Source organism: Amycolatopsis sp. cmx-11-32 (assembly GCF_047608695.1).
Classification (GTDB): domain Bacteria; phylum Actinomycetota; class Actinomycetes; order Mycobacteriales; family Pseudonocardiaceae; genus Amycolatopsis.
Window position 1 is genome coordinate 756,722 of sequence record NZ_JADNQN010000001.1, and the last position, 25,471, is coordinate 782,192.

The following is a 25,471-nucleotide window of genomic DNA, read 5'->3' on the forward strand; positions in this document are numbered from 1 at the left end:
CCGAACGGGGTAGGGTCGGCCGGTGCGAGCCTCCTCCGTGTTCCCCGTACCCGCCCAAGGCGGGCGGCCGCTGTTCGAATGGCGGTGGGTGGACCGCCATCTCGACGAGATCCTCGATCGGCTCGGTGAGCACATCACGCTGACCGCGGTGGCGCTCGCCATCGGACTGGTGGTGTCGGTCGGTGTTTCCGTGGTTTCGTTGCGTCGCCGGTGGTTCTACGTCGTCGCGCTGAGCACGGCCGGTTCGCTGTACGTCATCCCGAGTCTCGGCGCCTTCGCCGTTCTGGTGCCCTTCACCGGACTGACGTCCTTCACCACCGCGGTCATCCCGTTGGCGACTTACACGTTGCTGATCCTCATTCGCAACATCGTCACGGGTGTCGAGCAAGTGCCCAAGGAAGTCCGCGAAGCCGCGATAGGCATGGGTTTCACGCGTTCGCGGTTACTGTGGCAGGTCGAACTGCCGCTCGCGCTGCCGGTGGTGATCGCGGGTCTGCGCGTCGCGGCGGTGACCACGATCGGGCTCGTGACGGTGACCTCCATGCTCGGCAAGGGCGGGCTGGGGTACTTCATCCGCAACGGGATCCAGACCTCGACCCCGAATCCGACGTCGATCATCGTCGGTGTCGGGCTTTCCGTGGTCCTCGCCGTGGTGGTGGATCTGCTGCTGTGGCTCGGCGGGCGCGCTCTCGCGCCGTGGTCGCGGAAGGCGGCGTCGCGATGAGCATCATCGACCAGACCATCGAGTGGTTCGGCGAACCGAACCGCTGGAGCTGGAGCGATCCTGAAGGCGTCCCGTACCGGACGGTCGAACATCTTCACTTCTCGTTGCTGGCTCTGGTGATCTCGGCCGTACTGACGATCCCGCCCGCGTTGTGGCTGGCGCACTACCGCCGCGCGCAGTTCCTCGCGACGAGCGCGGTGAACATCGGCCGCGCGATTCCCAGCTTCGGGCTGGTGATCCTGTTCTGGTTCCTGGCTTCCCGGCTCGAAGTCGACACGACGTTCTGGCCGTTGATGCTCGCACTCGTCGCCTTGGCGCTGCCGCCGTTGTTCACGAACACGTACGCGGGCGTCATCCAGTTGGAGCAGGAAACCGTCGACGCCGCGCGGGGAACCGGCTACCGCGAGTGGCAGATCATGCTGCGCCTGGAGTTGCCGCTCGCGTCACCGGTCATCCTCGCGGGTGCCCGCGTCGCGTTCCTGCAACTGGTGGCGACCGTCGCGATCGGCGCGATCGTCAACGACGGCGGCGGGCTCGGACGGTACATTGTGGACGGTTTCGCGCTCGGGGATCCGGGCCACGGCGAGATCCTGGCGGGCGGCATCGCCGTCGTCGTACTGGCTTTGGCGTGCGAGGCCGTCTTCGCGCTCATCACCCGAGTGGTGATTCCGCGCGGGCTGGCGATCCAGTCCCGCGCGGAAGTCCGGTCCTGATCCCGTCGTCAGAACGGCCCGAATCCCAAGGAGGAAAACGCGGCGACAAGAGCAGTCACTTCCGGCCCCAAGGACCGATCCGCGGTCACTGGCGGCACCAATTCCCGGATCCGCGCGTACGCCGCCCGAAGGCCGGGCGGCCCGTCACCTGTCGCCAGCCACCGCGCCTGCGAACCCGCGATCAGCTCACAGGCCGTGATAACGGACATCCGCGCGCACGCGTCACGAAGCTGATTCCCGGCCGCCCAGGCGAACGCCTGCACGTCCTCCTGTCCGGCGGAAGTTTCGACGGAGCCCAAGGTGGCCGGCGTGGCCAGCCGCCGCAACGCGTGCAGCTCCCCCACCGCGCGTTTGTGCAGCGGCACCAGCCCCGCCTGCGGCCCCGGATCCACCGCCAGCTGGGCGGGCAGTCCACTGAACCGCTCGTCCAGCAACCGGTGCATCCGCTGGACGCCGACCTCGCCGAGATGCACCAGCGCCGCCGTCACCGCGTCCATCCGCAGTCCGAGTTCGACGGCGTGAAAACCCGTCGTGGACACGAATTCGCCGTCCAGGAACGACGGCGAGTCCGTCGGCATCGACCTGAGCAGGACCTCGCCCAGTTCGTCGGCGACCCGTGTCAGATGGGCGATCGCCCTCGGCGCGACCCGTACGGAAGCGGGTGCCTGCACGACCTCCGGCCGTTCGACGGAACCGTGGATCAGCCCGCTCACTTCGAGAAGCACCGCACGGAGAACCTGATCGTCTCCCGCCAGCGAAGGGCGATAGACCGCTTGCGGCGCACCGAGGACGTCGATCGCGATCGCCGCGGTCAGCGTCTGCAGCTCCACCAGCCGCCGTACCCCGGCCAGTGCGAAAGCCGCCAGCGTCTCGGCCAGTGGCGAACCCTGGATGAGCGTCGCGCCTTCCTTGAGGCCCAGCTCGTACGGCCTCGCCAGCACTTCCGACGCGGGCGTCTCGACGCCGTCGACCAGCACGGTCCCGACACCGAGGAAGGTCTGGAAAGCGTGCGCCAGCGGGATGATCTCGCCAGCGCTGCCCAGTCCCGTCCTCGGCACGGCCGGGGTGAATCCCTCGTTCAGCCGGTCGACGAGGAACGTCACCAGCTCCGGGCTCGCACCCGCCTCCGGCGCGAGGAGATCCCGTAGGCGCATCAGCAGGAGCCGGCGCACCTCGTCGGCCGAGAGCCAGGGCGGACCGCCGACGGCACGGCCGATCAGCAGAGTCCGCTGGTGCCCTTCGGGCGTGCCGAGCGCGACCCCGGCGAGCCGTCCCATGCCGGTGTTCACGCCGTAGACGGGTCGCTCGTCCAGCGCGGCGAGGACTCGGGCGCGATTCTCACCGAGCCTCGCCAGCAGAGCGGGGTCGATCTCGAGAACTTCAGCCTCGAACGCCGAGTCCAAGTCGAAGTCCTTCGTGGACAGTCTCACTCGACGGGGCGCGCGAGACCTTCGATGACCTCGGCGCCGGGCAGGGAGGCGAGAGTCGAGCCCGAGATCAGCAGTTTGCCGCCGCGGACCCCGCTGCCGATGACCAGTTCGGGTTCGTCCGCGACGCGCTGGTCGATCAGGATCGGCCAGCCCTCGGGCAGGCCGACCGGGGTGATGCCGCCGTACTCCATACCGGTGAGCGAGACGGCCTCGTCCATCGGGGCGAAGGACGCCTTGCGCACGTCGAGGCGGCGCTTGATCACGCCGTTCACGTCGGCTCGCGTGGTGGCGAGGATCATCGCGGCGGCGAACCGGACCTCACCGGCGCGCTTGCCTGCGACGACGACGCAGTTCGCGGACGCCGACAGCGGGGAGCCGTACGCCTCGCAGAAGGCGGCGGTGTCGGCCAGTCCGGCGTCGATCTCGACGACGCCGACGGCGTCCGGATCAGCGAGGGAGGCGAGTGCTTTGGCGACGGGCTCGGCGAGCAGGTCCGTGCGCGAGAGGGCGGGAACGACGGTGAGGCTTCCGGCGATGGTCCAGGTAGTCACGCCGTTGAATGTAGCCGCGACGCGCGGCGTCTCCGTCACCAGTTACGGCCGCCGCGTTGGACCTCGATGAGCTTCGGGCGGACGTCCACCAGGTAGACCAGGACCGCGACGAGCGCGGGCAGCCACAGGATCATGCCGCCGCCGTAGAACTCGAAGAGGGTCATCACGACGGTGGACCCGCCGGTGATGAGCATCCAGATGGGTTTGGTCTTGCGGTCGGCGGCCGAATACGCGTCCGCGCGCTGCAGCAGCGCGTGCACGAAAGCGAACAGCCCCGTCAGTGCGCCGCCCCAGTGGATGGCGATGAGGATCCAGGTGGCAACGAACACGAAGTCAGCTTACGTCAAACCGGGCGAATGACCCGGGCCCCTGGTACCGAAGCCGGTACCAGGGGCGTGCGAGTTCACGCGGACCTTACTTCTCGGTCGTCTTCGGCGCGGTGGCCGGCTTCTTGGCGACCGGGCTGCTGGTGGTGCGGCGCACGGGGGCCGTGGTCTTCGGCGCGGTCTTGTCGGCGGCCTTGCGCGAAGCCGAGCGGGTCTCGTGCGCGAGGTCGTCGCCGATCTCTTCGACCTCACCGGCGATGTCGACGGCGACATCGGAGACCTTGCGGGCGGCCTTCTCGCCCACCGAGCGGGTGCTCTTGGTGACCTTGCCGAGCACGGTGTCGATGCGCTCACGGGTGTCCGAGGTCGCGTCCTCGAGCTGCTCGATGGCCTTCTTGACCTGCGGCTGCCCGGCGATCTTGTCCCACGCCTGCTCGCCGGACTCGGCCAGCTTGTTGTACAGCTTCAGCGCGGCTTCGGTGTACTCGTCGATGACCTTGCGCAGCTCGGTCGGGTCCAGCTTCTCGCGGAGGCCCTCGACGTCGTGGGGGAGTTCTTCGATGTTCTTGCGAGCGGTCTCGCCGCTCTCGACGACCTTCTCCTTGGCCTTGTTCACGGCGTCGACGACGGCCTGGCTGGCCAGGTTCCCGGCGCCCAGCGCGGCGAGCAGCGGCGTGCGGAACTGGTCGAGGGCGGTGTTCTTGCGGTCGGTCTTGCTGTTCGTGGCCGTGGTCATGCTGACTCCTTGGATTCGACGGCTTCTGCTTTGACTGGTGCTGTGTCTGTGGTTTCCGCCGGTTCGGGCCTCGCGGCGGCGTTCTCTCGGCGGAACGATTCGTAGACGTCGAGCAGGACCTGCTTCTGCCGCTCGGTCAGCTCGGTGTCGGCGCGGATCGCGTCGCCGACCGGGCCGCCCGTCGGCAGATCGAGGATTCCCGCTTGCACGTAGAGCGCCTCGGCCGAGATACGCAGGCCCTTGGCGATCTGCTGCAGGATCTCCGCGCTGGGTTTGCGGACCCCGCGCTCGATCTGGCTCAGGTACGGATTGGACACGCCGGCGAGTTTCGACAGCTGCCGCAAGGAGATCTTCGCGTTGCTGCGCTGCTGGCGGATGTACTCGCCGATGTCGGAAGCGATGTCCGCGACCTTCTCCATCGGTCCGCCCGATGGGGGCTGATCCCGGGTGGTGTCTGACAACGGTCACCTCCTCGCGACATCTTCGACGCTACGCGCGAGTGCTAGCTATTGCAAGCACTCTGCTTGCAACCATCGGGTGTGTTGCCGCTCACCCCGCTACGGTGGAGGGATGTCGAGTGCGACGCGACTGCGGCGACGCCTCGTCGAGCATCTGCTCGCCGAAGGCGTGCTGCACGACGCGCACTGGACGACCGCGTTCCGCACCGTGCCGAGGCACGTCTTCCTGCCGCGGTTCTTCGTCCCGGCGGCGAACGGCTGGGCCGCGATGGAGAACGGCGACGACGGCTGGCTGAGGCGCGCCTACTCCCCCGAGGTCCTGGTCGTCCAGCTCGACGACGACTCCGGGCTCTGGGAGCGGGCGCGCTACCTCGGCACGCAGCCGGGAACGCCGACGAGTTCGTCCAGCCAGCCGTCGATCATGGCGATCATGCTCGAAGAGCTCCGGGTCGCCGACGGGCACCGCGTGCTGGAGATCGGCACCGGGACCGGCTACAACGCCGCCCTGCTGTGCCAACGGCTCGGCTCGGGGCTCGTGTACACGGTGGACATCGACCCGGAGCTGGTCGACGCCGCGCGCGAGCGGCTCGCGGAAGCCGGGTACGCGCCGTCTTGCGCCGCGTCCGACGGCGCCGAGGGATTCCCTGCCGGCGTCCTCTACGACCGGGTGTTGTGCACGTGCTCGGTGTCGTCGATCCCGCCCGCGTGGCTGGAACAGACGGTGCCGGGCGGACTGATCGTCACCACGCTGAACCGGCCGATCGGCGGCGGGCTCGTCCGGATCGTCGCGGGCGAAGGCGCGACGGGACAAGGGCGCGTGCTCGCCCGCGACGGTCGCTTCATGCCGCTGCGCGCGCACCGGTTCAAGCCGTCGAAGCTGCCGGACGGCGATATCGCTTGGCGGCCGACCCAGCTGCCGTTGGGAGCCATCACCGAAGTCCGCAGCCGCTTCGAGTTCTTCGCCGGACTCCAGCTTCCCGGGGTGTCGACGCTGCGGGACGGCCAGAACGCCGCCCTCGTCCACCCCGATGGCTCATGGGCGCGGCACCGGAAGCGGGGGCGCGAGTTCGAAGTGGCGGAAGGCGGGCCGCGGCGGCTCTGGGAGCTGGTCGAGCAGGCGCGGGAGGACTGGCTGGAACTCGGTCAGCCGTGGCGGGACCGGTTCGGGCTCAGCCTCGACGGCGACGACCAGGTGATCTGGCTGGACTCCCCCGAAGGCAGGACTTGGCCGCTACGACCGTGAAAGCAGGCCTCGCACCCACGTCTCCACGCGATCGACGGCGGCGTCCACCGGGAGGTGGGTGGTGTCGAACACCTCGACCGGCGGATCCAGCGACGGCGCTTCCCGCCGCAGCCACTCGTTGAACTCCAGCATCTCCTCGACCCGATCCTCGTCCCACTCGCGCCAGGCGGGCCGGGCCAGCAAGCGCTTGCGCAGGGCTTCGGGCTCGCTGACGAGCGCCAGGTAGTGGATGTCGGAGAAGAAGACGCGCTCGGGCAACTGCTCGAACTCGGGCGGTGCGACGGTGCCGCAGAGCACGACCGGCCGCCCGTTCTGGTGCAGCATCGCCGCCATTCGCAGCCAGGTCGAGCGGAACGCGGGATGGCCGGGGACGTCGTCGCGCAACGCCCCGGTCCACAGCACGTCCTGCTCGACCACGAGCGCAAGGTCACCGAGGCGTTCCGCCAGACGCGGCCCGACCGTCGACTTGCCCGCCCCGCTCGGCCCGGTCAGCGCGAACAGCGGGAGCCGCCGGAACGGCCACCGGTGCGCGCAGTCCGCGCACACCAGCAGCCCGCTCTCGACGTGTGGCCGTTCGGCGCGATCACCGCAGGCCGGGCAGATCTTGAGATCGAGGACCACGGTCAGTCGAAGAGGCCCTCGAGGAAGCCGCCCTTACGACGCTTGCCCTGGTGGCCGTACCCGTGCGGGGAGTCGGCGTGGCCGCGGTAGCCCTTGGGCGAATCCGCGTAACCGCCACCCCGGTAGCCCTTCGGCGAGTCGGCGTACCCGCCGCGATGCGGGCGCGGCGAGTCCGGCCGTCCGTAATGCGGAGCCGGCGCGTGCCCACCTCCCTGGTACGGCGGAGGCTGATGCCCGCCGTAATGCGAGTTCTCGGCACCGGCGATGGCCTCCAGCTCGCCCCGGTCCAGGAAGATGCCGCGGCATCCCTGGCACTGGTCGATGTGGATACCGTTCTTGTCGACGGTCTTCATGGCGTTCTGACACTTCGGACAAATCACGTATCAGAGGTTACGCATTTTTCGCGCCCGAGGTCAGCAGGCACACAGACAAAACGGGTGACCGGCCGGATCCGCGTAGACCCGGAAGCTCTTCGGGGAGTCGTCGAGCAGCTTCGCGCCGATGGCCAGCGCACGCTCGTGACCGGCTTCGAGATCGGTGACGTCGAGGTCGACGTGCGCCTGCTGCGGGTTCTCCGCCGACGGCCACGCGGGTGGCCGATAGTCCGGCACGCGCTGGAACGAGAACCGCGCGCCGCCCTCCGGGTTCCGCAGAGTCACCCAATGGCCGTCTTCGGCGACCTCGGCCGCCTTCCAGTCGAGCAGCTCGCGGTAGAACTCCGCCAGTGCGACCGGGTCCGGACAGTCGAGGGCCACCGCACCGAAGGTCGGTATCGCACCCATGGTTCAGCCTCCACGATGATCGAGTAACCAGCGAACCGAGTATGCGGGTTATCGCAGCCGATGACAACAGGTCTCGCCCGTACACTGGGCGGGGTGAACACCGACGCGTCCCTGGTGGTCGAGTTTTTGAACACGGTGAACGTCGAACGCGGCTCCGACCTCCTGGACGATCTGGAGACCTGGCAACGCTGGGCCCGCGATCACCGGCTGCGCGCGGATACCCCCGCGGCCGCGCGCGAAACCCGGGACGCGCTGCGCTCGGCGATCGGCGATCCGCGCCTGCCCCGGCTCGGCCTGCGCGCACCGGCGGAGATCGTCCTGGGTCCGGAAGGCCCGCTCCTGGTCGCGGAATCGGTCAGCGAGGCGGTGATGGCGGCGTCGACCCGGCTGACCGTGCTCGGCGAATGGATCCGGCTCAAGATCTGCCCCGCGGACGACTGCCTGTGGGCGTTTTACGACGAATCGCGCAACCGGTCGCGGACGTGGTGCTCGATGCGGGCGTGCGGGAACCGGGAAAAGGCGCGGGCCTGGCGGGCGCGGACGGCGGACGTCTCGACCTGAGCGCTGAAGGGGACTTTCCCCTCATCTCACGCGGCGAAGGGCGCTTTCCCCGCATCGCACGCGGGTAAAGTCCCCTTCAGCCGCCCGCGACCACAACTTCTGGGGTCACCCACCCCCGAGTTACCCCCAGGTGTTGTGCACACCGTTAGGCCAAAAACGTGAAATGTTGTGGATAACCCTGGGGATGACTCCACTTCCTGTGGACAACTCCCGGCGTGGCCTCCAGAGTGTGGTATAAGTGCCGCCGCTCAAAAGAGCAGCTGCGCGACCGCGTAGATGACCAGGCCGGCGAGCGCGCCGACCACCGTGCCGTTGATCCGGATGAACTGCAGATCCCGGCCCACTTGGAGCTCGATCTTGCGCGAGGTCTCATCCGCGTCCCAACGCTCCACGGTGTCGGTGATGATCCCGGTGATCTCGCGGGAGTAGTTGGTGACCAGGTAGGCCGCCGCACCCTCCACCCAGTTGTCCACCTTGGACCGGATGTGGTCGTCGGAGACCAGCCGCCCGCCCAGTGCCTCGAGTCCGGTGCGCACCCGGCGCCGCAGCTCGCTCGACGGGTCCTCGGCGGCGTTGAGCAGCATCTCCTTGGCCGTCGCCCATGCCGAGCCGATCAGCTTCTGCACCTCGTCGTGCCCCAGCATCTGGGCCTTGACCTGCTCGGCGCGCGCCATCACCTCGGGGTCGGTCTGCAAGTCCTGGGCGAACTCGCCGAGGAACTTGTCCAGCGCCAGCCGCATGGGGTGGTTGACGTCGGTCTTCACCGCCCACACGAAGGAGAGCACCTCGCCGTAGACCTTGTCCGCGAGCATCCCGTCGACGAACTTCGGCGACCAGCTCGGTGCCCGGTCCGAGACCACGCGCAGCATCGTCGTGTGGTTGTCCCGCACCCATTCGTAGGCGCGGTCGCACATCAGGTCCACCAGCTTGTGGTGCGCCCCGTCGGCGAACACGCCCGCCAGGATCTTGCCCAGCGGCGGACCCCACGGCTTGTCCACGATCCGCTTGACCACGGCCTGTTCCATGATCGCCTGGACGTCTTCGTCGCGGAGCACCTTGACGGCGGCACGCACGACGGTGGCCAGCTCGGACGTCACGCGTTCGGCGTTCTTCGGTTGCGAGAGCCAGCCGCCGAGCCGCTTCGAGATCTCGACCCGGCTCAGCTTCTCGCGGATCACGGACTCGGACAGGAAGTTCGAGCCGACGAAGTCACCGAGGCTGCTGCCCAGCGCGTCCTTCTTGTTCGGGATGATCGCGGTGTGCGGGATCTTGATCCGCAACGGATGCCGGAACAGCGCCGTCACCGCGAACCAGTCCGCGAGCGCGCCGACCATCCCGGCTTCGGCGGCGGCGCGGACGTAGCCGACCCAGCCCGGCCAGCCCGCGGCCTCGGCCCAGCTGGTCAGCAGGAAGATCACCGTCGCACCGAGCAGGAACGACAACGCGACCATCTTCATCTTGCGCAGGCCACGGCGCTTCTCCTCCTCGGCGGCGGTTCCACCGGGTGGATCGGCTGGGGTCACCTTGGCGGGCGTCAGTTGCTCCACACGCCCATTGTCCGTGAGGATGGCTGATCGTGCGCGAACCTGTCCTCGTACCCCGCCTCCAGCCCTTCACCTCGACCATCTTCGCGGAGATGACGGCACTGGCCGTCCGCCACGAAGCCGTCAACCTCGGCCAGGGTTTTCCCGACACCGACGGGCCTGCCGGAATGCTCGACGCCGCCAAGAACGCGCTGTTCGGAGGCGCCAACCAGTATCCGCCGGGTCCCGGACGGCCGGAGTTGCGCGCGGCGATCGCGCGGCACCGGCTCCGGTACGGCGTCGAATACGACCCCGGTACGGAGATCCTGGTCACCGCCGGGGCCACCGAGGCCATCGCGGCGTCACTGATCGCGCTGACGCAAGCGGGTGACGAGGTCATCGTCATCGAGCCGTACTACGACTCGTACGCGGCCGCTGTCGCCATGGCGGGGGCGGAGCGGCGCGTCGTCGGCCTTGTCGAACGCGACGGCCGGTTCGCGCTGGACGTCGAGGGCCTGCGCGCCGCGGTGTCCGACCGGACCAGGGCGATCCTGATCAACTCGCCGCACAACCCGACCGGAACGGTGTTCACGCGTACTGAACTGGAAGCCGTCGCCGCGCTGTGCGTGCAGCACGACCTGATCGCCATCACCGACGAGGTGTACGAGCATCTGGTGTTCGACGGCGCCGAACACTTCCCACTCGCGACCCTGCCCGGAATGCGAGACCGCACGGTCTCGATCTCCAGTGCGGGCAAGACGTTCAACTGCACCGGCTGGAAGATCGGCTGGGTCTGCGCGAGCCCCGAACTGGTCGCGGCGGTGAAAGCGGTGAAGCAGTTCATCACCTTCGTCTCGGGCGGCCCGTTGCAGCCGGCGGTCGCCCACGCGCTGGACCACGAACTGCCGTGGGCCGAAGAGCTGCGCACGAGCCTGCAGGGCAAACGGGACCGGCTCGCGGCGGGCCTCGCGGAGGCGGGGTTCGCGGTCCGGCCGACCGCCGGGACGTACTTCATCTGCGTCGACGTCCGCCCGCTCGGCTTCGACGACGCCGCGGAACTGGCCTGGGAGCTCCCCGAACGGGTGGGCGTGGCGGCCGTGCCCGTAAAAGTGTTCACCGATCACCCGGAAGAGTGGAACCACCTGCTGCGTTTCGCGTTCTGCAAACGGAATGAGGTCATCGACGAAGCGGTCACCCGCTTACGCAAACTGCGGTGACCCGTCCGATGTCCCTCAGGCCCAGCCGCCCTTTTCGAGAGCCCTTTCGAGCCGGTCCAGACACCGTCTTCGCACCCTGCCGATACTGGCAGGACTGATCCCCAGCTCCCCCGCGAGCTGGGCGTAGGACAGCTCCGGCCGGTGCGCGAGCAGCCAGATCAGCCGCCGGTGCAAGTCCGGTAGGCAATCGACCGCCGCCCACAGCGCGCGGTCGCGTTCGGCGCGGACGACCTCGGCCTCCGGGGTCGTGTCCGGCCCCGGGAGCGGACGCGGTGTTTCACGCCTGCTCCTGGTGATCATCCGGAGCGCGCGACGCCGCGCAGTGGTCGTCAGCCACGCCCGGAGGTTCGCTTCGTCACGCAACACGCCCGGCGCGCGGAGCAGTTCCAGCCAGGCTTCCTGACAGACGTCCTTGGCGTCGGCTTCGCTCAGCCGGTAGGTCTTCAGCGCGCTGAGCACCGCTGCCGAAACTACTTTCACGTCCCACATCGCGGACTCTCCCCTCCCGGCGGCTCGCATCCGCCATCCCGATCACCGAACGCGACTTCGACGGCACGCACCGCAGCGAGGATCCGGAAAAGGTCAGGTCACCGAGGATTTGAGTAGTTCCACCCAGGCCCGGATGACCGCCGGGCACACACCGAGAGTGATCAACTTCGGTACTCCAGGCACCGGAGCCGGTTGCGTCGTTCCGCCTAACGGGCTGGATCGACGGCGGCTGAAGTGAAACACTCCCCTCCGGTGCTAAAACTGGTGCAGCCCCGGGGGAACTGCGACCTGACCGGAAAAGACCCCAAGCAAGATCGAACTCACGCGGAGAACGTGGGTTTCAGGCGTGAACGGTGGTGATTGCTGTGAGTGGTCCGGCAGTCGTGCGTCGTCGCGGCCTCGTGCCCCCGAAAGCGGGAGCGCGAATCCTCTTCGCGGGCGGGCTCGCTCTCACGGGCTGGATCCTCGGCGCCGTCCTGAGCACCCCGGCTTCGGCCGAGGAACAGACTTCCGCGACGCCGGAGACCTCGGTGGTCCAGCCGTCGAACGAAACGACCACTACGCCGAAAGAGTCCACATCGGACTCGAGCAAGGCCGGTACCTCGAAGGCCGAATCACCGCACGAAGAGCCCGTCCCCGCAGAGAGCGAGGAGCCTGAGGCCGCCGTCGAGGAAAAGGCCGTTTCGAGCGCGAGTTCCGTCGAGAAGTCCGCTTCTCTGGAACCGGTCAAAAAGACCGCGAAGCCCCAGGCGGCCAACGGTTTACTGGGCGGCCTCATCGGTGGCGTGCTGAACATCGTCACGAACACGGTCGGCGGCGCCGTCGAAACCGTGGGCGGGGTCGTCGGCGGAATCGGCGAAAAGGTCATCGCGCCGATCGTCATGCCGGGCCCGTGCTGCGATGCGGGCGAGCCGGTGATCCTGCCGGGCGTCGGGGACACCCTCGACCCCGTCTTCGGCGGCGGCTCGGGTGAGTCGGCGAGTGGCTCGGTCACCATCGCCGTGCCCGCCGAGGTCACCACGCCGAGCACGCCCGCGCCGATCACCCCGGACCCGCGTCCGTTCGTGCCCGCCGAGACGCCCGCTCCGGCGACGGCCGTCCAGAACCAGAACCACCACGTCGCCCTGCCCACCCGGGTCAAGTCCCACGACCGGCCCGCTCCGGCGGCGCCCGCCGAGTCCGAGACGCACGTGTCCCCGGACGGCGGCGGCTCTGGAGGCGGCGGCGGTGGCCTGCCGAACACCCCGGTCGCCCCGCTCGCGCCCACGACGAGCGCCCAGCCAGGGCACGACCACTCCGGCGGCGGCCGCGGGCCGCTCGCCGTGCTCGACTCCGGAATCCCCGCCACGCAGCTGAAACTCCTTGGAACCGGCTGCGACCATGAAGGCGAGCGCACCGGCAGGGAAGCCGCGCTTCCCACCACCTCCCCCGACTGACCTGACCGGGTCGCCGGGGAGAACCACGTCCAAACCAAGATCGACTCCGGTTTTCGGCGTCTTCTGAAATCCCTGGCACAAGTCGCTTTTCAGCCTGCCCTCAGTCAGGTTTTCCCGTCTTTCCGAACGGCCGACCGCGCCCGGCCGGTTCGGATCCCGGCCCCGGCGCCGCGCTGCCCCTGCGGCGCCGGGACCAGCACCGGGTGGACTTCGTGGGTTTCTGCTCACCGCGCCGAGCAGGAGCCGGTCAAGCTCGAAGACCACCTGTAACCGCGGGCGGTTCCCGGCACGTCGAGGGGCTGTGCCGGGTAACCGCCGCGGTGCCCGCTTGCGAGGTTTCGGCCTCGGAGCGGGCCGGATAGCCGGTGCGCTGGTCGTGCGGCGCCGATGCCCTCCCTGGAGCATCGGCCGCCCCGCCGGCGCACCGGCTATTTCCGTTTCCCCACCTCCGCGTTTCGTCCTCTAGTTGCGGTAGTTGGCGGTGCGAACTACCGCAACTAGAGGACGAAACGCGGGACTCAGGTGACCTGGACGGCCAGCGGGGCGGCCGTGGCGGGAGTAACGGCCACCGAAGCGGCGGCCGCGCCCAGCCGTCGCACGGCCTCGAAGAGCCGGTCGGCCGGAAGCGCGTACGGCAGCCTTAGCCAGCGCTCCAGTCCACCGTGGACGCCGAACCGGGAGCCCGGCGCCACCTGCACCCCGTGACCCGCCGCCGCGACGGCCAGCCGCGTGCTCATCGGCTCCGGCAGACGGCACCACAGCGAAAGCCCGCCCGGCGGCACAGTGAACGTCCAGTCCGGGCAGTACCAGTTCAACGCGCCGGTCAACGCGTCGCGCAGGGCCCGCGTCTCCTCGCGGCGGCGCGCCAACGCGGCCCCGCCGTCGTCGAGCAGTTCGGCGAGGACGAGTTGCTCGAAGACCGGAGACCCCAGGTCGACGGCGAAACGGGCCGCGACCAGCCTGCCGATCACGTCCTCAGAAGCGCGGATCCAGCCCAGCCGCAGCCCGGCCCAATGCGACTTCGACGCCGAGCCGATCGTGATGCCGAGGTCGCCGGCGAACGCGCCGAGCGGCGGCGGGCCGTCGGCCGGATCGCCTTCGAGGTCCAGTTCGACCAGTGTCTCGTCGATGATCGACGGCGTCCGCGCGCGGCTCAGCGCGGCCGAGAGCCGCTCCCGGCCCGCCGCGTCCAGCCGCAGCCCTGTCGGGTTCTGGAAATCCGCGACGAAGTACGCGAGCCTCGGCGCGGATTGCCGCAGCGCGGCTTCGATGCCGACGACGTCCCAGCCGGTGGCCGGGTCCAGCGGCACCGGTACTCCGATGGCGTGCGCGGCGCCGATGGCTTCGAGCGCGTTCGGGTACGTCGGCTGCTCGACCAGCACCCGGTCACCCGGACCGGCCAGCATGCGCAGGACCTGCACGAACGCGTGATGCGCCCCGTTGGTGATCATCACCTGGTCGGCGTTGGTTGGCAGGCCGCGTTCGGTGTAGCGGCGGGCGATCCGCTCGCGCAGGACCCGCAGTCCACGCACGTGATAGCCGTTCTCGCCGAGGTGGTCCGCCAGCGCCTTCCGCGCGGCGTCCACGGCGGGGACCAGGCCGGCGATGGCGGGCGGGCAGGCCTGGGCGAGGTCGATGAGGTCCTCCCCGGTCGGCAGCGGCACGTCCCGGCCCCGGCCGCCGGGGGACGCGATCCAGGAACCGGCCCCGCGACGGCTGGCGACCAGGCCGTCGGCCCGCAGTTTGTCCAGCGCGGCTCCGATCAGCGTGCGGCTGACCGTCAGTGCGTCGGCGAGCTCCCGTTCGGCCGGGAGTTTCGTGCCGAGAGGGAGCCTGCCGTCGAGGATCAGCAGCTCGACCGCCGCCGCGAGGTCCGCCGCGCCGTGACGAGAACCACTCTGACGCCAGCTCCCCAGTAAAGTGGCCAATTTTGCGCCCGAAACGCGTCCAGTCAGCGGGATCAGCGGTTCCATGAGACCAATTCTTACAGATTGGCCATGGTCAAGAAAGCCACTTACCCCTGATGGTGTATTCGTGGCACTTACACTCGACCTCCGTCCCGTGGGCATCTCCCACGACACCACCCGCCGCTCGTTCCAGCTCGTCGGCGGGCTCGCCCTCTACGGCGGCAGCATGGCCATGCTGACCAGGTCCGGCCTCGGCCTCGACCCGTGGGACGTGCTCCACGAAGGCCTGATGAAGATCACCGGTCTCTCCTTCGGCACGGTCACCGCGTTCGCTTCGGTCGCGGTACTCCTGCTCTGGATCCCCCTGCGGCAGCGGCCCGGTATCGGCACCGTCGCGAACATCATGGTCATCTCGGTCACCGTCGACCTGGTGCGGATCTTCCTTCCCGATCAGCACGTGCTCGGCTGGCAGATCTTCAACCTGGTCGCCGGCGTCGTGCTCAACGGCCTCGCCGCCGCGATCTACGTCGGCGCGCGGCTCGGCCCCGGCCCCCGCGACGGGCTGATGACCGGCTTCGCGGCCCGGACGGGTAAGTCGATCCGCCTCGTCCGGACCCTCATCGAGATCACCGTGCTGGCCGGAGGCTGGCTGCTCGGCGGCACCGTCGGCGTCGGCACGGTGCTCTACGCGCTCGCCATCGGGCCGCTCACGCAGGCGTTCCTGCCCTTGGTCACCTGGCGTGAGCGCGCCAAGAGCTGAAGGGGACTTTCCCCGCGTCTCACGCGGTGAAGGGGACTTTCCCCACGTGACATGCGGGGAAAGTCCCCTTCAGCCCCCGCTAGCTGGCCGCGCGCCGCTCCAGCAGGCGCCGGACGGCGAGGTAGTCGATGCCGCGCTGGGCGAGGACGTCGGCGGCCACCCCGGGGAGCGAGGTCAGCGCGAGCAGGATGTGCTCGGCGTCGATGCGCTTGTCCCCGACGTCGATGGCTTCACGAAGGCACTTCTCCAGCACCTTCTTCGCCTCCCGCGTGAAGGGCCGGTGGCCGCGTTTGCTCCGCGTCCCACCGGTCAGCGCGCCTTCGCCGTGGGTCTGCTCGACCCGTTCGACGATGTGCTCGACGTCGATGCCGAACCCGCTCAGGGCTTCGACATCGGCGTCGCTCATCCCGCCCCGGCGGCGGACCCGCCGGAGGTCGTCGGCCAGTTCTTCCGCCGGGCAGCCCAAGGTGGCGAGCAGGCCCGTGTTCAGGGACAGCGAGGTCAGCAGGTGGAACGCGTCTACGTTCGCGGACTTCTCGTCCGACGCGACGCGCTGAGCCCCGATCACGACTTCTCGGGCTTCGGTGCTGAAGCGTTCGAACATCAGTGCCTCCCGTACTTCTTGTGGACCGCTTGCCTGCTGACCCCCAGCTCGGCCGCGATCTCCTGCCAGGACCAGCCGTGCACCCGCGCGCTGCGGACCTGCACGGCCTCGAGTTGCTCCAACAGCCGGCGCAAGGCGGCGACGGCGCGCAACCCCACCCGGGGATCACGGTCACCGGCTCGCGCGGCCAGGTCTGTCGCTTCGGTCATGACGTCAACCTACGTTGACATGTCGGCAGTGTCAACGCCGGTTGACAGTTAGGGTCTTGTCATGGTCGAAATCGCAGTGGCGGAAAGGGACGGAGTAGGCGCGGACGGAGCATCGCGCCCGACCGAAGACCACGTCGCCGTACTCGCCAACGCCGTGGTGGTGCTCGACGGAGCGACCTCGCCGCGGCCGGATCTGCCGTCCGGCGGCTGGTACGCGAGCCTGCTCGTGCACGCCCTGTCGCAGGCGCTGACCATGGACCCCCACGCGGATCTCACGGTCCTGCTAGCCGAGTCGATCGCCGACGTCGCGCGCCGCGAAGGTCTGGCGCCGGGACACTCGCCGTCGAGCACGGTCGCGATCGCACGCTGGACGGACGACACCGTCGACGGGCTGGTGCTCGCCGACAGCCCGATCATCGCCTTCGGGCCTTCGGGCGCCGATCCCCTCACCGACGACAGACTGGTCTCGCTCCGCGACGGTGGTCAGCTCCGCACCGGTGCCGACGTCCGCGCGAAACGCAACGCGCCGGACGGCTTCTGGGTCGCCGAGGCGGAACCGAAGGCGGCTGTCGAGGCCGTACGCCGCAGCTGGCCGCGCTCGGAGGTCGAGGCCCTGCTGCTGGCGACGGACGGCGTCGCGATCGGTGTCGACGAGTACGCGCTGTTCGACTGGCCGGAAGTGCTCGCCATCAGCCGGGAGCGTGGTCCGGACGCGGTACTCGACGCGGTGCGCACGGCGGAGAAAACGGACCCGGACGGCGACCGCTGGCCCCGGGCGAAAAGGCACGATGACCAGCTACTGGTACTGGTCGAGTTAGGGGTAGCCCCAGGGTAGAACCGGGGGCTTCCCGGATCGGAAATGCGCGGTCTCGCGAGCACACTCGACGCATGACGTTCCCTGGGGGGCCCTCGCGTGCCAGACCTTGGCTGATCGCGTCGGCGGTGGCCATCGGCTGGGCGGTGTCCACGATGGTCGTGCTGCACCTGATCAGTTCACGAGATCCGGTCTTCGACACGTTGTCGAGTTACGCCTACGTCGATCGCGGCACGGGCATGCTCGGCGCGAGCGTGCTGTCGTTGTCCATCGGCTCGCTCACCGCGCTCGGCGCCCTGGCCGCCGCCGGGATCCACCTCAGCCACACCACGAAGGTGCTTTTCGTGCTGTGGTCGCTCGGCTTGGCGGCGGCCGCGATCTTCCCGGCGAGCTACCCCGAGTTCCCGGACCCGGTCAGCGGCGAGATCCATCTGTACGCGTGCCTCATCGCGTTCCTCAGCCTGCCCGCCGCCGGGTTCACCCTGCGCGACAACCTGCGCGGCACCCCCGCGGCCCGGCAGATCGGCCGCCTGGCCTGGGGCAGCGCGGCCGGGCTGATCGTCTTCGGGCTCACCTTCATCTTCGTGCGCCTGTCCGATATCCCGTTCTTCAGGACGCTGACCGACATCGCGCCGGTCGGCGTCGCGCAGCGGCTTTCGCTGGTGGCGCACGTGCTCCTGATCGGCGGGATGCTGAAGGTCGCGTCAGCGGCTCACCGTGTCGGTGAATTCCGGGGCGTAACCGTAGAGGCCGGGCAGACCACCCGTGTGCAGGAAAACGACGTGCTCCTCGGCCGCGAAATGGCCTTCGGCAGCCCAATCGACCAGCGCGGCGGCCACCTTGCCGGTGTACACGGGATCGAGCGCGATCCCTTCCGTGCGGCCGAAAAGCCGAACCGCGTCCCACGTCTCGACGGTCGGGATCCCATAGCCGGGGCCGATCGCGCGGTCGTCGATGCGCAGACCTTCGAGTGACGGCGGCCCAGTTCCCAGCAGCACGGAGACCGCCGTGGTGAGGTCGGCCAGGTTGTCCAGGGCCTCGTCGACCGGATGGCTGACGCAGGCGACGTCGAGCGTCAGCCAGTCGAGGTTCGCCGTCCCGACGATGAGCCCGGCCGAAGTCCCGCCGCTGGCGTGCGGAACGACCAGCCGCGCCTTGGTGATGCCGCGGTCGGCGAGTTGTCCGGCGATCTCGTGCGCGGCCGCCACGTACCCGAGTGCCCCGACGGCGTCGGAGCCGCCGACGGGGAACGTGGCCACCTTGCGGCCCTCGGCCGCGGCCTCGGTGATCAGCCGGTCGTAGGTCCCGCCGGTCTCCTCCCCGTCGCGACAGACGTGCACGTTCGCGCCGAAGAGGTGATCGAGCAAGACATTGCCGGACCGTTCGTACGCGTCGCCGCCACGAGGAACCTTCGCGGTGAGCACGAGTTCGCACCGCAGCCCGAGCTTCGCGCAGGCAGCGGCGGTCTGGCGACCGTGGTTGGTCTGCAGCGCGCCGAAGGTGATCACCGTGTCGACGCCCGCCTCGATCGCCGCACCGAGCAGGAACTCGAGTTTGCGCAGCTTGTTGCCGCCCACGCCGAGCGGATGCACGTCGTCCCGTTTGAGCAACAGGTTCGGCAGGCCGAGTGCCTCACCCAGCCGGGGTGCCGGATGCAGTGGCGTCGGCAGGCCACCGAGGTCGACGCGGGGAAAGCGATCGAAGTTCATGCAGGTCACGTAACCACACCGAGGCCACACGGTGGTATCGTTCGTTTGAACGAACGAGATACGCAGGGGGAGTCATGACCACCTCGAAACCGGACCTCGCGTTCACCGGCCTCGCCGAACAGGCCTCGATGCTCGCCAGCGGGACCACGACGTCTGTCGAGCTCACGCGCTTGGCGCTCGACAGAGCCGAAGCCAGCCAGCCGACTCTCAACTCCTTCAAGTGCCTTCGCCCCGAAGAAGCCCTTCGCGAGGCCGAGGACGCCGACCGGCGGCTGGCCGCCGGTGAAACCGCTCCCCTGCTCGGCGTCCCCACCGCGATCAAAGACGACCTCGACGTCACCGGCCTGCCGACGGCGTTCGGCTGCGACGGCGACTTCTCCCCCGCGACGGCGGACTCCCCGCCCGTCGCGGCACTCCGCCGGGCAGGTGCGGTACTCATCGGCAAGACCAACACTCCGGAACTCGGCCAGTGGCCCTTCACCGAAGGCCCGGCGTTCGGCGCGACCCGCAATCCGTGGGATCCCGAGCGGACTCCTGGCGGTTCCTCAGGCGGCGCGGCGGCGGCCATCGCGTCGGGGGTGATCGCCGCCGCGCTGGGTTCCGACGGGGCCGGGTCGATCCGGATCCCGGCCGCGTGGACCGATCTGGTCGGGATCAAACCGCAGCGGGGCCGCGTCCCGACCGAACGTGAACTGTTCCACGGGCTGACCGTGGTCGGCCCGCTCGCGCGCACCGTCGCCGACGCGGCCCTGCTGCTCGACGTCGCGGCCGGGACCGGGACCGCGTTCCAGGCGGCCGCCCGCCGCGAACCGGGCCGGATGCGCATCGGGCTGTCCACGCGGATCCCTTTCACCGCCACGAAAACCCGGCTCGACCCGCAAGCGCACGCGGCCGTCGTCCGGCTCGCGGAGCGGTTCGCCGAACTCGGCCACGAGATCGTCGAGGTCGAACCGGACTACCGGCTGATCGGCCTCACCTTCCTGCCGCGTTCGCTCGTCGGCGTGCGTGACTGGTCCCGTCGCGTCCCGGATCAGGCCCGGCTCGACCCGCGCACGCGGGCCAACGCGCGGCAAGGCTCAGCGCTCGCCGGTCCGGCGCTGCGGCTCGCGCGGGCCACGGAACCGTTGCTGCAGCGACAGATCGGCTCGGTGTTCGGCCGGGTGGACGTCCTGCTCACGCCGACCACCGCGACGCCGCCGCCGCGGATCGGCACCTTCGACGAGCTCACCGGCTGGCAGACCGATCAGGCCATGATCGCCGCGTGCCCTTACGCTTGGCCGTGGAACGTGCTGGGCTGGCCGGGGGTCAACGTGCCTGCCGGGCCGAGCCAGGAAGGCCTGCCACTCGGCGGGCAGCTGCTCGGCCCGTCGCACTCCGAAGAACGGCTGATCTCCCTGGCCGCGCAACTGGAAGAGGTCGAACGGTGGCAGGACCGCAAACCCGAGACCGCTTGGTGAACACCCGCGTGACGATTCTCCACGCCACGCTCGAGGTGGTCGGGGAACAGGGCGTCGGCGGGCTGACCAACCGCCGGATCGCGACCGCCGCCGACGTCTCGCTCGGCACGCTGACCTATCACTTCCCCAGCCAGACCGCGTTGCTGCGCGAGGCGATGCTGCTGTTCGCCGAGGAGGAGACCTCGAAGCTGACGGGGTTCGTCGACGCCTACCGGGAGAAGGGCTTGAGCGTCGAAGAAGCGGCGTCGGTCGTCGAGCAGGTGATCGCGAAATTGCCCTTCGGCACCGACGAACTCGGCGCGCACGAGCTGTATCTGCAGGCCGCGCGTGATTCCGGACTCCAGGACGCGGCCGCGCGGTGTTTCGCCGCCTACGACGAACTCGCGCTGGTCATCCTGCGGACGCTGGGCGTCCCCTCGCCGGAACGGCTGACCGGTCCGGTCGTGGCGTTGATCGCCGGACTGCAGTTGCGCAGGCTCGCCACGGGTGACGACGGCGTTCCGGTGGCCCTGCCCCTGATGATGCTCATCCGCGGCGCGTCATGAGCGGTCCGCCGATCGTCAAGGGGACGGCGGCGTGGAAGTACTTCGGGGACTTCCGGGCCGGGCTGCTGGCCGGGCAGGTGCTGGTGCTGCAGGTCGCGCATCCGGTGGTCGCCGCGGGGGTCCGCGATCATTCCGACTACATCGAGGATCCGTGGACACGGCTGGTGCGCACGGCCGCGTCGCTGTCCATCTACGTCTACGGCGGCCCGGAAGGCGCCAGGTACGAGGCCGACCGGTTGCGCGCGCTGCACCGGTCGTTCACCGGCGTCGACGCCGACGGCCGCCGGTACAGCGCGCTGCACCCGCGCGCGTACGCCTGGGTGCACGCCACGCTCGTCATGGTTCCCGTTGACACGCAACGGTTCTACGGCAAGCCGATGACGCCTTCCGAACTGGACGAGTACTACGCGCAGATGTGCGACATCGGACGGCTTCTCGGCCTGCGCGAGCAGGACCTGCCGCCGACGTGGGCGGAATTCGAGCGGTACTACGCGGATATGGTCGACGACTTCGGCCCGAACGAGACGATTTCGACGTTGTTCGAAACGATCCGGACGGTGAAGAAGCCGTGGCGGTGGCTGCCCGACCAACGCTGGATCCGGTTGCGGCGATGGCAGTACCTGGCGCAGATGTTCGTCATCCGGGGCACCCTTCCGCCCGCGCTGCGTGACCGGATCGGTCTACAGTGGACTGATCGGGACCGGCGCCGGTTCGACCGGTTCCGCTCGGTGGTCAGGTTCTTCGGCGGGCTGGTGCCGACGACGTTGCGTTCGTCGCTCGTCCGCCGGATCGGCAGGCTCAACGTCTGGTTCCGCGCCCATCCACGCGCGTACCGTTTCCTGGGTGGCAGTGGCGGGCCCAGTGGGGGCTGAAGGACGCTTTCCCCGCATAAGACGAGGCGAAGGGCGCTTTCCCCGCATCGCATGCGGGGAAAGTCCCCTTCAGCCCCCACCGGAGTAAGGGTGCTGGTCCCCTGTACGGGGGACCCCGATTCACCCCGCGCCGTGACGCTTTCCCCGGCCCCGGCCGTTAGCTTCAGGCGGGATGGGGAATTCACCGAGGGGGCGGCGCGCGGCGCCGTCGGTCATCGCCCGCGTACTCGTGCTCTGTGCGCTGGCTTCGTTACTGTTGGGCGGCACGGCCCAGGCGGACGGCGTGTCGAGCGGGGCGGACGTCCAGGTCGCGCAGACGCTCGGCACCCGGGATCTCACCGTCGTGTTGCGGCGGATGGACATCGCGCCCGGCCCACTGCACGTCGACGTCGTCACGCACACCGGGAGCGCGCCGGGCACGCTGAAGCTGCGCGCGTCCACCGCGGGAACGACGTTCTCCGAAGCCACCGTCCGGCTGGACGGGAAACCCGGCGCCCATCCGGTACTGCTGCGCGTCGACCAGCCAGGGCCGTGGGAACTCGGCCTCGACGACGGGACGGACACCGCTTCCATCCCGTTCATCGTCCCGGCCAGGGTCATCCCCCCATGGGAGAAGGCCACCTTCGGCGGTTTCGTCGCCGCGGGGGTGTTCCTGGTGATCGGTCTCGTCGTGGCGATGCGCGTCAGACGGCCACAGCTCGCGCTGATCCCGGCGGGTGGCATGGTCGCCGCGCTCGCGGTCGCGATCACCGGGGCGATGCTCTCGGCGTCGACCCCGCCGCCGCCCGCGCCGGGCGCGGCACTGGATCCGACGATCGACAACATCCAGGACCCGTACGCGAACGCGCAGATGTCCACGGTGGACTTCTCGCGGCCGCCGGTGAACCTGGCCGTACGGTCGCCGAACGCGCGATCGGGCGGACTCGCGGAAATCCGGGTCGCGCTGGCCGACGGCGCGACCGGCCGCCCGGTCGACGACCTTCTGGTACACGACAACGCCTTGATCCACCTCGTCGTCATTTCACCGACGGGCAGGCTCTGGCATCTGCATCCGGTGCGCGTCGGCCCCGGTGACTACCGCGTGAAGTTCACGCCACCCGAGGCAGGCACCTACGCCGTCGCCGCGGAACTCGCCCGGCGAGGCGGTGGCGTGCAACTGGCACGCACCACGATGGTCGTCGCGCCCGGAGCGGACTCCCCCGCCGAACCCGCGCCCACGGGGGCGGGCACGCGGATGATCGACGGGAACCCGGTCGACGTCGACGTCGAACCTGGCCCGCCGACGACGATCACCGCGCGGTTCGGCAAGGCGGATCTCCAACCGTGGCTGGGCATGCTCGGCCACCTGATCGTCGTCGGCCCGATAACCGACGACCGCCGGGTCGGCGCGGACGCCGCTGCCGCGCCGACCTGGGCCCACGTGCACTCGATGATCCCGCAATCGCCTGGTATGCCGGGGAAACCGGACGAGACCGTCGCCGCTTACGGCCCCGACGTCCCGTTCACCTACACCTTCGCCGCACCCGGCAAGTACCGGATCTGGCTGCAGGCCGAACGCGACTACACGGTGCTGACCGTGCCCATGCAGCTCGAAGTCCCGCAAGGAGGCACCCCCCAGTGACGTCCACAGTGGACACGCAAAGACGCAAGCCAGTCCTGCTGATCTCGGTGGTCGCCGTGCTCGTGGCGGCGATCGTGGCCTGGCTGGTCTGGCCGAGCGGAGATGGGGAACAAGTACAGAGCTCGACCCAGGGCCCGTACACCGTGCGGTTGTCGGTCGAAGATCCGCACCAGGGCGGCAATGTCTTCGCCCTGACCGTCACCGGCGCCGCACCGGACGTGGTCACCCTCGAGCCCGTGATGCCGCAGATGGGGCACGCGCTCGCGCCGTCGCCCGCGATCGCGGAGGCACCCGGCCGGTATCGCACCGGCGACGTCCTGCTGCCGATGCCGGGGCAATGGGAGATCACCGTTTCACTGCGCGGGCCGTCCGGCGCCACGCAGCACGTTTTTCCTTTGCTGGTCAAGTAAGAGAGGGAGGTCGGGAATGGATCTCACCGCGGGAGGGGCGAGGGTCGCCTCGGTGGCACGCAGTGCACGCGCCGGTCTCGTGCCGGCGGGTACGGTGCTGGCCGGGTCGGTGGTCTCGCTGATCGGGCTGACCTGGGACATCCAGTGGCACGGCGACGTCGGCCCGGACACGTTCTTCACGATGCCGCATCTGTTCCTGTATTCGGGCAGCGCGATCTCCGGGCTCGCGAGCCTCGTGGTCGTCCTGATGACCACGGCCGCGCGCCGGGCGGGCCGCCAGGCCGACGCGCGCGTCGGCGGTCGTGCGATCAACGTGTTCGGCAAGGTCTTCGCCGCGCCGGCCGGCTACCTGGTGACCGGGACCGGCGCGGCGATGTTCCTGCTGTACGGCCTGTGGGACCAGTGGTGGCACGGCCTGTACGGCTTCGACGCGGTGATCGACTCGCCACCGCATATCGGGCTGTTGCTGTCGATCACGCTGAGCATCATCGGCACGGTCATGGTGTTCGCGGCCGCGCGGGAGCACCGCTGGGGCACCCTCGGCGTGGTCGGCACCCTCGGTGTGCTGATCGCGTTCAGCATGGTCACCGTGCTGGGGCTCAAGCAGATCGACGTCGACCTGGTCGACGTCGTCTCCGTGGGCGTCGCGCTGCTTTCGGTGCTGCTGGTCTCGGCGGGCGCCGGGTTCTGGGGGCGTCCTGGCGGAGCGGTCCGGGTCGCCGCGTCGCTGGCGGTCATCCAGGCGATCACCTGGTGGTTCTCACCGTGGGCCGCGGAGGCGTACGCGAGCGCCGTCGGCCTGCCGATGCGGGACTACATCGACGGCGTACCGGCGATGCCCTCGATGATGCCGATGGCGCTGCTGCCGATCGCGGCCGTGCTCGAAGCGGTTTACCTGCTTTCGCGGCGCGGCTGGTCCGCGGGCCGCGTTTCGGTGCTGGCGGGCGGGATCGGCGGTCTCCTGGTCGGCGCGAGCATGCCGATCCAGGACACCATCGTCTACGAGAGCGGCTCCGTCGACTGGGCGGTCGTGTTCGCGACGGGCGCCTTCGGTGCGGTGCTCGGGCTGCTCGGCGGATTCGCCGGGTGGCGGTTCGGCGGGATGCTGCGGCTGCTGGCCCCGGCGAAGGAGGACAACGCGCATGCGTAGGACACTGCTGGCGCTGGCGGCGGCGATCGGGTTGCTGTTCGCGACCACCCCCGCGGCGAACGCCTACGAACCGGTGAACATCGTCCACACCGAACGGGTGCAGATCGGCCCGTACGGGATGACGGTCGGGTTCAGCACTTGGCCGTTGCGTGCCATGCAATCACTGGATTTCACGTTCATCCCGGACGACGGGATCGCCGGGAAGTCGGGGACGCTCGCGTTCGTCAATCCGGAGACCGGACGGCTGGGCCGTCCGCAACCGCTGGCGAAGCATCCGCGGAAGCTGGAGGTATGGGGGCTGGACATCCGGGCCCTGCAGACCGAGGGCTCGTGGGCGTTCCGGTTCGAGCTCGACGGGCCGGCGGGCAAGGGCGTGGGGGAACTCCGCGACCTGACGGTGCTCGAACAGCCGGGGCCGCCGATGGCGGTGAGCTGGTCGATCAGCCTGATCCCGCTGATCGTCCTTGCCGTCTTGATCGCCATCGCGTGGCGGCGCACCAAATCCAGGCTGCGCTCTTCGTCGCGCGCTGACGGGATCCCGGCCACAGTGTGACTCGAAGTGACCGAAGATCGGATGGCTCGCGTGTCCCGATGGGGCACGCG

29 protein-coding genes and 1 pseudogene are annotated in these 25,471 nt (G+C 69.5%); 16 read left to right on the forward strand and 14 right to left on the reverse strand.

Features of this window, described 5'->3' with window-relative positions; genetic code table 11:
* Positions 1 to 37 precede the first annotated feature (37 nt).
* Positions 38 to 724: an ABC transporter permease gene (locus ACM6LR_RS03775; protein WP_414937075.1), complete on the forward strand. Its 687-nt coding sequence runs from the start codon at positions 38 to 40 to the stop codon at positions 722 to 724.
* Positions 721 to 1,437 (forward strand): ABC transporter permease, encoded by a 717-nt coding sequence (locus ACM6LR_RS03780; protein ID WP_414936115.1) that lies wholly within the window; start codon positions 721 to 723, stop codon positions 1,435 to 1,437. The genes ACM6LR_RS03775 and ACM6LR_RS03780 overlap by 4 nt, the downstream gene beginning before the upstream one ends.
* A gap of 8 nt (positions 1,438 to 1,445) precedes the next feature.
* Here ACM6LR_RS03780 and ACM6LR_RS03785 read toward each other — a convergent pair whose 3' ends face one another.
* From ACM6LR_RS03785 to ACM6LR_RS03805, 5 genes are all read right to left on the reverse strand, one after another.
* On the reverse strand, positions 1,446 to 2,867 hold the full coding sequence (locus tag ACM6LR_RS03785) for an aromatic amino acid lyase (RefSeq protein WP_414943146.1): 1,422 nt from the start codon (positions 2,865 to 2,867) through the stop codon (positions 1,446 to 1,448).
* Complete coding sequence (locus ACM6LR_RS03790; protein ID WP_414936117.1) at positions 2,864 to 3,418, reverse strand: YbaK/EbsC family protein; 555 nt, start codon at positions 3,416 to 3,418, stop codon at positions 2,864 to 2,866. The genes ACM6LR_RS03785 and ACM6LR_RS03790 overlap by 4 nt, the downstream gene beginning before the upstream one ends.
* Positions 3,419 to 3,453: 35 nt before the next feature.
* Positions 3,454 to 3,747, reverse strand: coding sequence for a DUF2516 family protein (locus ACM6LR_RS03795; protein ID WP_414936118.1), 294 nt, complete (start codon positions 3,745 to 3,747; stop codon positions 3,454 to 3,456).
* Between the two features lie 85 nt (positions 3,748 to 3,832).
* A complete protein-coding gene (locus ACM6LR_RS03800) occupies positions 3,833 to 4,480 on the reverse strand; it encodes a hypothetical protein (RefSeq protein WP_414936119.1) in 648 nt (215 codons plus the stop codon).
* A complete protein-coding gene (locus ACM6LR_RS03805; RefSeq protein ID WP_414937076.1) occupies positions 4,477 to 4,899 on the reverse strand; it encodes a helix-turn-helix domain-containing protein in 423 nt (140 codons plus the stop codon). Before ACM6LR_RS03805 ends, ACM6LR_RS03800 begins: the two co-directional genes overlap by 4 nt.
* Before the next feature lie 151 nt (positions 4,900 to 5,050).
* Here ACM6LR_RS03805 and ACM6LR_RS03810 point away from each other — a divergent pair, with 151 nt between their 5' ends.
* Positions 5,051 to 6,181 carry a methyltransferase domain-containing protein gene (locus ACM6LR_RS03810; protein WP_414943147.1) on the forward strand — a complete coding sequence of 377 codons (1,131 nt, stop codon included), beginning with the start codon at positions 5,051 to 5,053 and terminating at the stop codon, positions 6,179 to 6,181.
* Here ACM6LR_RS03810 and ACM6LR_RS03815 read toward each other — a convergent pair.
* Genes ACM6LR_RS03815 through ACM6LR_RS03825 form a run of 3 tightly spaced genes read right to left on the reverse strand, consistent with a single transcriptional unit; the run spans position 6,170 to position 7,584 of the window.
* Complete coding sequence (locus ACM6LR_RS03815) at positions 6,170 to 6,802, reverse strand: AAA family ATPase (RefSeq protein ID WP_414943148.1); 633 nt, start codon at positions 6,800 to 6,802, stop codon at positions 6,170 to 6,172. The two genes, ACM6LR_RS03810 and ACM6LR_RS03815, sit on opposite strands and share 12 nt — an antisense overlap.
* 2 nt (positions 6,803 to 6,804) lie before the next feature.
* Positions 6,805 to 7,182, reverse strand: a complete 378-nt coding sequence (locus tag ACM6LR_RS03820) for a zf-TFIIB domain-containing protein (protein ID WP_414936122.1) — start codon at positions 7,180 to 7,182, stop codon at positions 6,805 to 6,807.
* A 33-nt stretch (positions 7,183 to 7,215) separates the two neighbouring features.
* Positions 7,216 to 7,584: a VOC family protein gene (locus tag ACM6LR_RS03825; protein WP_414936123.1), complete on the reverse strand. Its 369-nt coding sequence runs from the start codon at positions 7,582 to 7,584 to the stop codon at positions 7,216 to 7,218.
* 60 nt (positions 7,585 to 7,644) lie between these two features.
* Between ACM6LR_RS03825 and ACM6LR_RS03830 the strand changes: the two genes are divergently transcribed.
* A complete protein-coding gene (locus ACM6LR_RS03830) occupies positions 7,645 to 8,145 on the forward strand; it encodes a CGNR zinc finger domain-containing protein (RefSeq protein WP_414936124.1) in 501 nt (166 codons plus the stop codon).
* Between the two features lie 248 nt (positions 8,146 to 8,393).
* Here the strand turns inward: ACM6LR_RS03830 and ACM6LR_RS03835 are convergent, their stop codons facing one another.
* Positions 8,394 to 9,692 carry a DUF445 domain-containing protein gene (locus ACM6LR_RS03835; RefSeq protein WP_414936125.1) on the reverse strand — a complete coding sequence of 433 codons (1,299 nt, stop codon included), beginning with the start codon at positions 9,690 to 9,692 and terminating at the stop codon, positions 8,394 to 8,396.
* A gap of 29 nt (positions 9,693 to 9,721) precedes the next feature.
* Here ACM6LR_RS03835 and ACM6LR_RS03840 point away from each other — a divergent pair, with 29 nt between their 5' ends.
* On the forward strand, positions 9,722 to 10,885 hold the full coding sequence (locus tag ACM6LR_RS03840; RefSeq protein WP_414936126.1) for a pyridoxal phosphate-dependent aminotransferase: 1,164 nt from the start codon (positions 9,722 to 9,724) through the stop codon (positions 10,883 to 10,885).
* A 15-nt stretch (positions 10,886 to 10,900) separates the two neighbouring features.
* Here the strand turns inward: ACM6LR_RS03840 and ACM6LR_RS03845 are convergent, their stop codons facing one another.
* The gene (locus ACM6LR_RS03845; RefSeq protein ID WP_414936127.1) at positions 10,901 to 11,374 is read right to left on the reverse strand and encodes an RNA polymerase sigma factor; all 474 of its coding nucleotides are present in this window, start codon (positions 11,372 to 11,374) and stop codon (positions 10,901 to 10,903) included.
* A 365-nt stretch (positions 11,375 to 11,739) separates the two neighbouring features.
* Here ACM6LR_RS03845 and ACM6LR_RS03850 point away from each other — a divergent pair, with 365 nt between their 5' ends.
* The gene (locus tag ACM6LR_RS03850; RefSeq protein ID WP_414936128.1) at positions 11,740 to 12,810 is read left to right on the forward strand and encodes a hypothetical protein; all 1,071 of its coding nucleotides are present in this window, start codon (positions 11,740 to 11,742) and stop codon (positions 12,808 to 12,810) included.
* Positions 12,811 to 13,328: 518 nt separating this feature from the next.
* Here the strand turns inward: ACM6LR_RS03850 and ACM6LR_RS03855 are convergent.
* Positions 13,329 to 14,783 carry a PLP-dependent aminotransferase family protein gene (locus ACM6LR_RS03855; RefSeq protein ID WP_414943149.1) on the reverse strand — a complete coding sequence of 485 codons (1,455 nt, stop codon included), beginning with the start codon at positions 14,781 to 14,783 and terminating at the stop codon, positions 13,329 to 13,331.
* A gap of 61 nt (positions 14,784 to 14,844) precedes the next feature.
* Here ACM6LR_RS03855 and ACM6LR_RS03860 point away from each other — a divergent pair, with 61 nt between their 5' ends.
* Complete coding sequence (locus tag ACM6LR_RS03860) at positions 14,845 to 15,477, forward strand: YczE/YyaS/YitT family protein (RefSeq protein ID WP_414943150.1); 633 nt, start codon at positions 14,845 to 14,847, stop codon at positions 15,475 to 15,477.
* A 79-nt stretch (positions 15,478 to 15,556) separates the two neighbouring features.
* Here the strand turns inward: ACM6LR_RS03860 and ACM6LR_RS03865 are convergent, their stop codons facing one another.
* Both ACM6LR_RS03865 and ACM6LR_RS03870 read right to left on the reverse strand, forming a co-directional pair.
* Positions 15,557 to 16,081, reverse strand: a complete 525-nt coding sequence (locus ACM6LR_RS03865; protein ID WP_414943151.1) for a Clp protease N-terminal domain-containing protein — start codon at positions 16,079 to 16,081, stop codon at positions 15,557 to 15,559.
* Positions 16,081 to 16,290, reverse strand: a complete 210-nt coding sequence (locus tag ACM6LR_RS03870; protein ID WP_004559389.1) for a sigma factor-like helix-turn-helix DNA-binding protein — start codon at positions 16,288 to 16,290, stop codon at positions 16,081 to 16,083. Before ACM6LR_RS03870 ends, ACM6LR_RS03865 begins: the two co-directional genes overlap by 1 nt.
* 61 nt (positions 16,291 to 16,351) lie before the next feature.
* Here ACM6LR_RS03870 and ACM6LR_RS03875 point away from each other — a divergent pair, with 61 nt between their 5' ends.
* Both ACM6LR_RS03875 and ACM6LR_RS03880 read left to right on the forward strand, forming a co-directional pair.
* Positions 16,352 to 17,125 (forward strand): hypothetical protein, encoded by a 774-nt coding sequence (locus ACM6LR_RS03875; RefSeq protein ID WP_414943152.1) that lies wholly within the window; start codon positions 16,352 to 16,354, stop codon positions 17,123 to 17,125.
* Between the two features lie 134 nt (positions 17,126 to 17,259).
* Positions 17,260 to 17,727: pseudogene (locus ACM6LR_RS03880) on the forward strand (DUF998 domain-containing protein); the annotation flags it as partial.
* An 81-nt stretch (positions 17,728 to 17,808) separates the two neighbouring features.
* On the opposite strand, the gene ACM6LR_RS03885 reads toward ACM6LR_RS03880, so the two are convergent.
* Entirely contained in the window at positions 17,809 to 18,813 is a 1,005-nt protein-coding gene (locus ACM6LR_RS03885; protein ID WP_414943153.1) for a D-cysteine desulfhydrase family protein, read from the reverse strand.
* Between the two features lie 74 nt (positions 18,814 to 18,887).
* Here ACM6LR_RS03885 and ACM6LR_RS03890 point away from each other — a divergent pair, with 74 nt between their 5' ends.
* From ACM6LR_RS03890 to ACM6LR_RS03920, 7 genes are all read left to right on the forward strand, one after another.
* Positions 18,888 to 20,270: an amidase gene (locus ACM6LR_RS03890; RefSeq protein WP_414943154.1), complete on the forward strand. Its 1,383-nt coding sequence runs from the start codon at positions 18,888 to 18,890 to the stop codon at positions 20,268 to 20,270.
* Complete coding sequence (locus ACM6LR_RS03895) at positions 20,267 to 20,815, forward strand: TetR/AcrR family transcriptional regulator (protein WP_414937077.1); 549 nt, start codon at positions 20,267 to 20,269, stop codon at positions 20,813 to 20,815. Before ACM6LR_RS03890 ends, ACM6LR_RS03895 begins: the two co-directional genes overlap by 4 nt.
* Positions 20,812 to 21,687 carry an oxygenase MpaB family protein gene (locus ACM6LR_RS03900; protein ID WP_414943155.1) on the forward strand — a complete coding sequence of 292 codons (876 nt, stop codon included), beginning with the start codon at positions 20,812 to 20,814 and terminating at the stop codon, positions 21,685 to 21,687. The genes ACM6LR_RS03895 and ACM6LR_RS03900 overlap by 4 nt, the downstream gene beginning before the upstream one ends.
* 172 nt (positions 21,688 to 21,859) lie before the next feature.
* Positions 21,860 to 23,308 (forward strand): hypothetical protein, encoded by a 1,449-nt coding sequence (locus tag ACM6LR_RS03905; RefSeq protein WP_414943156.1) that lies wholly within the window; start codon positions 21,860 to 21,862, stop codon positions 23,306 to 23,308.
* Positions 23,305 to 23,718, forward strand: coding sequence for a FixH family protein (locus ACM6LR_RS03910; RefSeq protein ID WP_414943157.1), 414 nt, complete (start codon positions 23,305 to 23,307; stop codon positions 23,716 to 23,718). The genes ACM6LR_RS03905 and ACM6LR_RS03910 overlap by 4 nt, the downstream gene beginning before the upstream one ends.
* A 16-nt stretch (positions 23,719 to 23,734) precedes the next feature.
* Positions 23,735 to 24,868, forward strand: a complete 1,134-nt coding sequence (locus ACM6LR_RS03915) for a hypothetical protein (RefSeq protein ID WP_414943158.1) — start codon at positions 23,735 to 23,737, stop codon at positions 24,866 to 24,868.
* Positions 24,861 to 25,421, forward strand: coding sequence for a hypothetical protein (locus tag ACM6LR_RS03920; protein ID WP_414936137.1), 561 nt, complete (start codon positions 24,861 to 24,863; stop codon positions 25,419 to 25,421). Before ACM6LR_RS03915 ends, ACM6LR_RS03920 begins: the two co-directional genes overlap by 8 nt.
* The last annotated feature ends 50 nt before the right edge of the window (positions 25,422 to 25,471 follow it).

Coding starts and splice junctions, on each gene's coding strand:
- ACM6LR_RS03780 (WP_414936115.1), top strand. CDS start 721: ATGAGCATCATCGACCAGACCATCGAGTGGTTCGGCGAACCGAACCGC.
- ACM6LR_RS03800 (WP_414936119.1), bottom strand. CDS start 4,480: ATGACCACGGCCACGAACAGCAAGACCGACCGCAAGAACACCGCCCTC.
- ACM6LR_RS03805 (WP_414937076.1), bottom strand. CDS start 4,899: ATGGAGAAGGTCGCGGACATCGCTTCCGACATCGGCGAGTACATCCGC.
- ACM6LR_RS03810 (WP_414943147.1), top strand. CDS start 5,051: ATGTCGAGTGCGACGCGACTGCGGCGACGCCTCGTCGAGCATCTGCTC.
- ACM6LR_RS03825 (WP_414936123.1), bottom strand. CDS start 7,584: ATGGGTGCGATACCGACCTTCGGTGCGGTGGCCCTCGACTGTCCGGAC.
- ACM6LR_RS03830 (WP_414936124.1), top strand. CDS start 7,645: ATGACAACAGGTCTCGCCCGTACACTGGGCGGGGTGAACACCGACGCG.
- ACM6LR_RS03845 (WP_414936127.1), bottom strand. CDS start 11,374: ATGTGGGACGTGAAAGTAGTTTCGGCAGCGGTGCTCAGCGCGCTGAAG.
- ACM6LR_RS03855 (WP_414943149.1), bottom strand. CDS start 14,783: ATGGAACCGCTGATCCCGCTGACTGGACGCGTTTCGGGCGCAAAATTG.
- ACM6LR_RS03865 (WP_414943151.1), bottom strand. CDS start 16,081: ATGTTCGAACGCTTCAGCACCGAAGCCCGAGAAGTCGTGATCGGGGCT.
- ACM6LR_RS03870 (WP_004559389.1), bottom strand. CDS start 16,290: ATGACCGAAGCGACAGACCTGGCCGCGCGAGCCGGTGACCGTGATCCC.
- ACM6LR_RS03875 (WP_414943152.1), top strand. CDS start 16,352: ATGGTCGAAATCGCAGTGGCGGAAAGGGACGGAGTAGGCGCGGACGGA.
- ACM6LR_RS03885 (WP_414943153.1), bottom strand. CDS start 18,813: ATGAACTTCGATCGCTTTCCCCGCGTCGACCTCGGTGGCCTGCCGACG.
- ACM6LR_RS03890 (WP_414943154.1), top strand. CDS start 18,888: ATGACCACCTCGAAACCGGACCTCGCGTTCACCGGCCTCGCCGAACAG.
- ACM6LR_RS03900 (WP_414943155.1), top strand. CDS start 20,812: ATGAGCGGTCCGCCGATCGTCAAGGGGACGGCGGCGTGGAAGTACTTC.
- ACM6LR_RS03905 (WP_414943156.1), top strand. CDS start 21,860: ATGGGGAATTCACCGAGGGGGCGGCGCGCGGCGCCGTCGGTCATCGCC.
- ACM6LR_RS03915 (WP_414943158.1), top strand. CDS start 23,735: ATGGATCTCACCGCGGGAGGGGCGAGGGTCGCCTCGGTGGCACGCAGT.
- ACM6LR_RS03920 (WP_414936137.1), top strand. CDS start 24,861: ATGCGTAGGACACTGCTGGCGCTGGCGGCGGCGATCGGGTTGCTGTTC.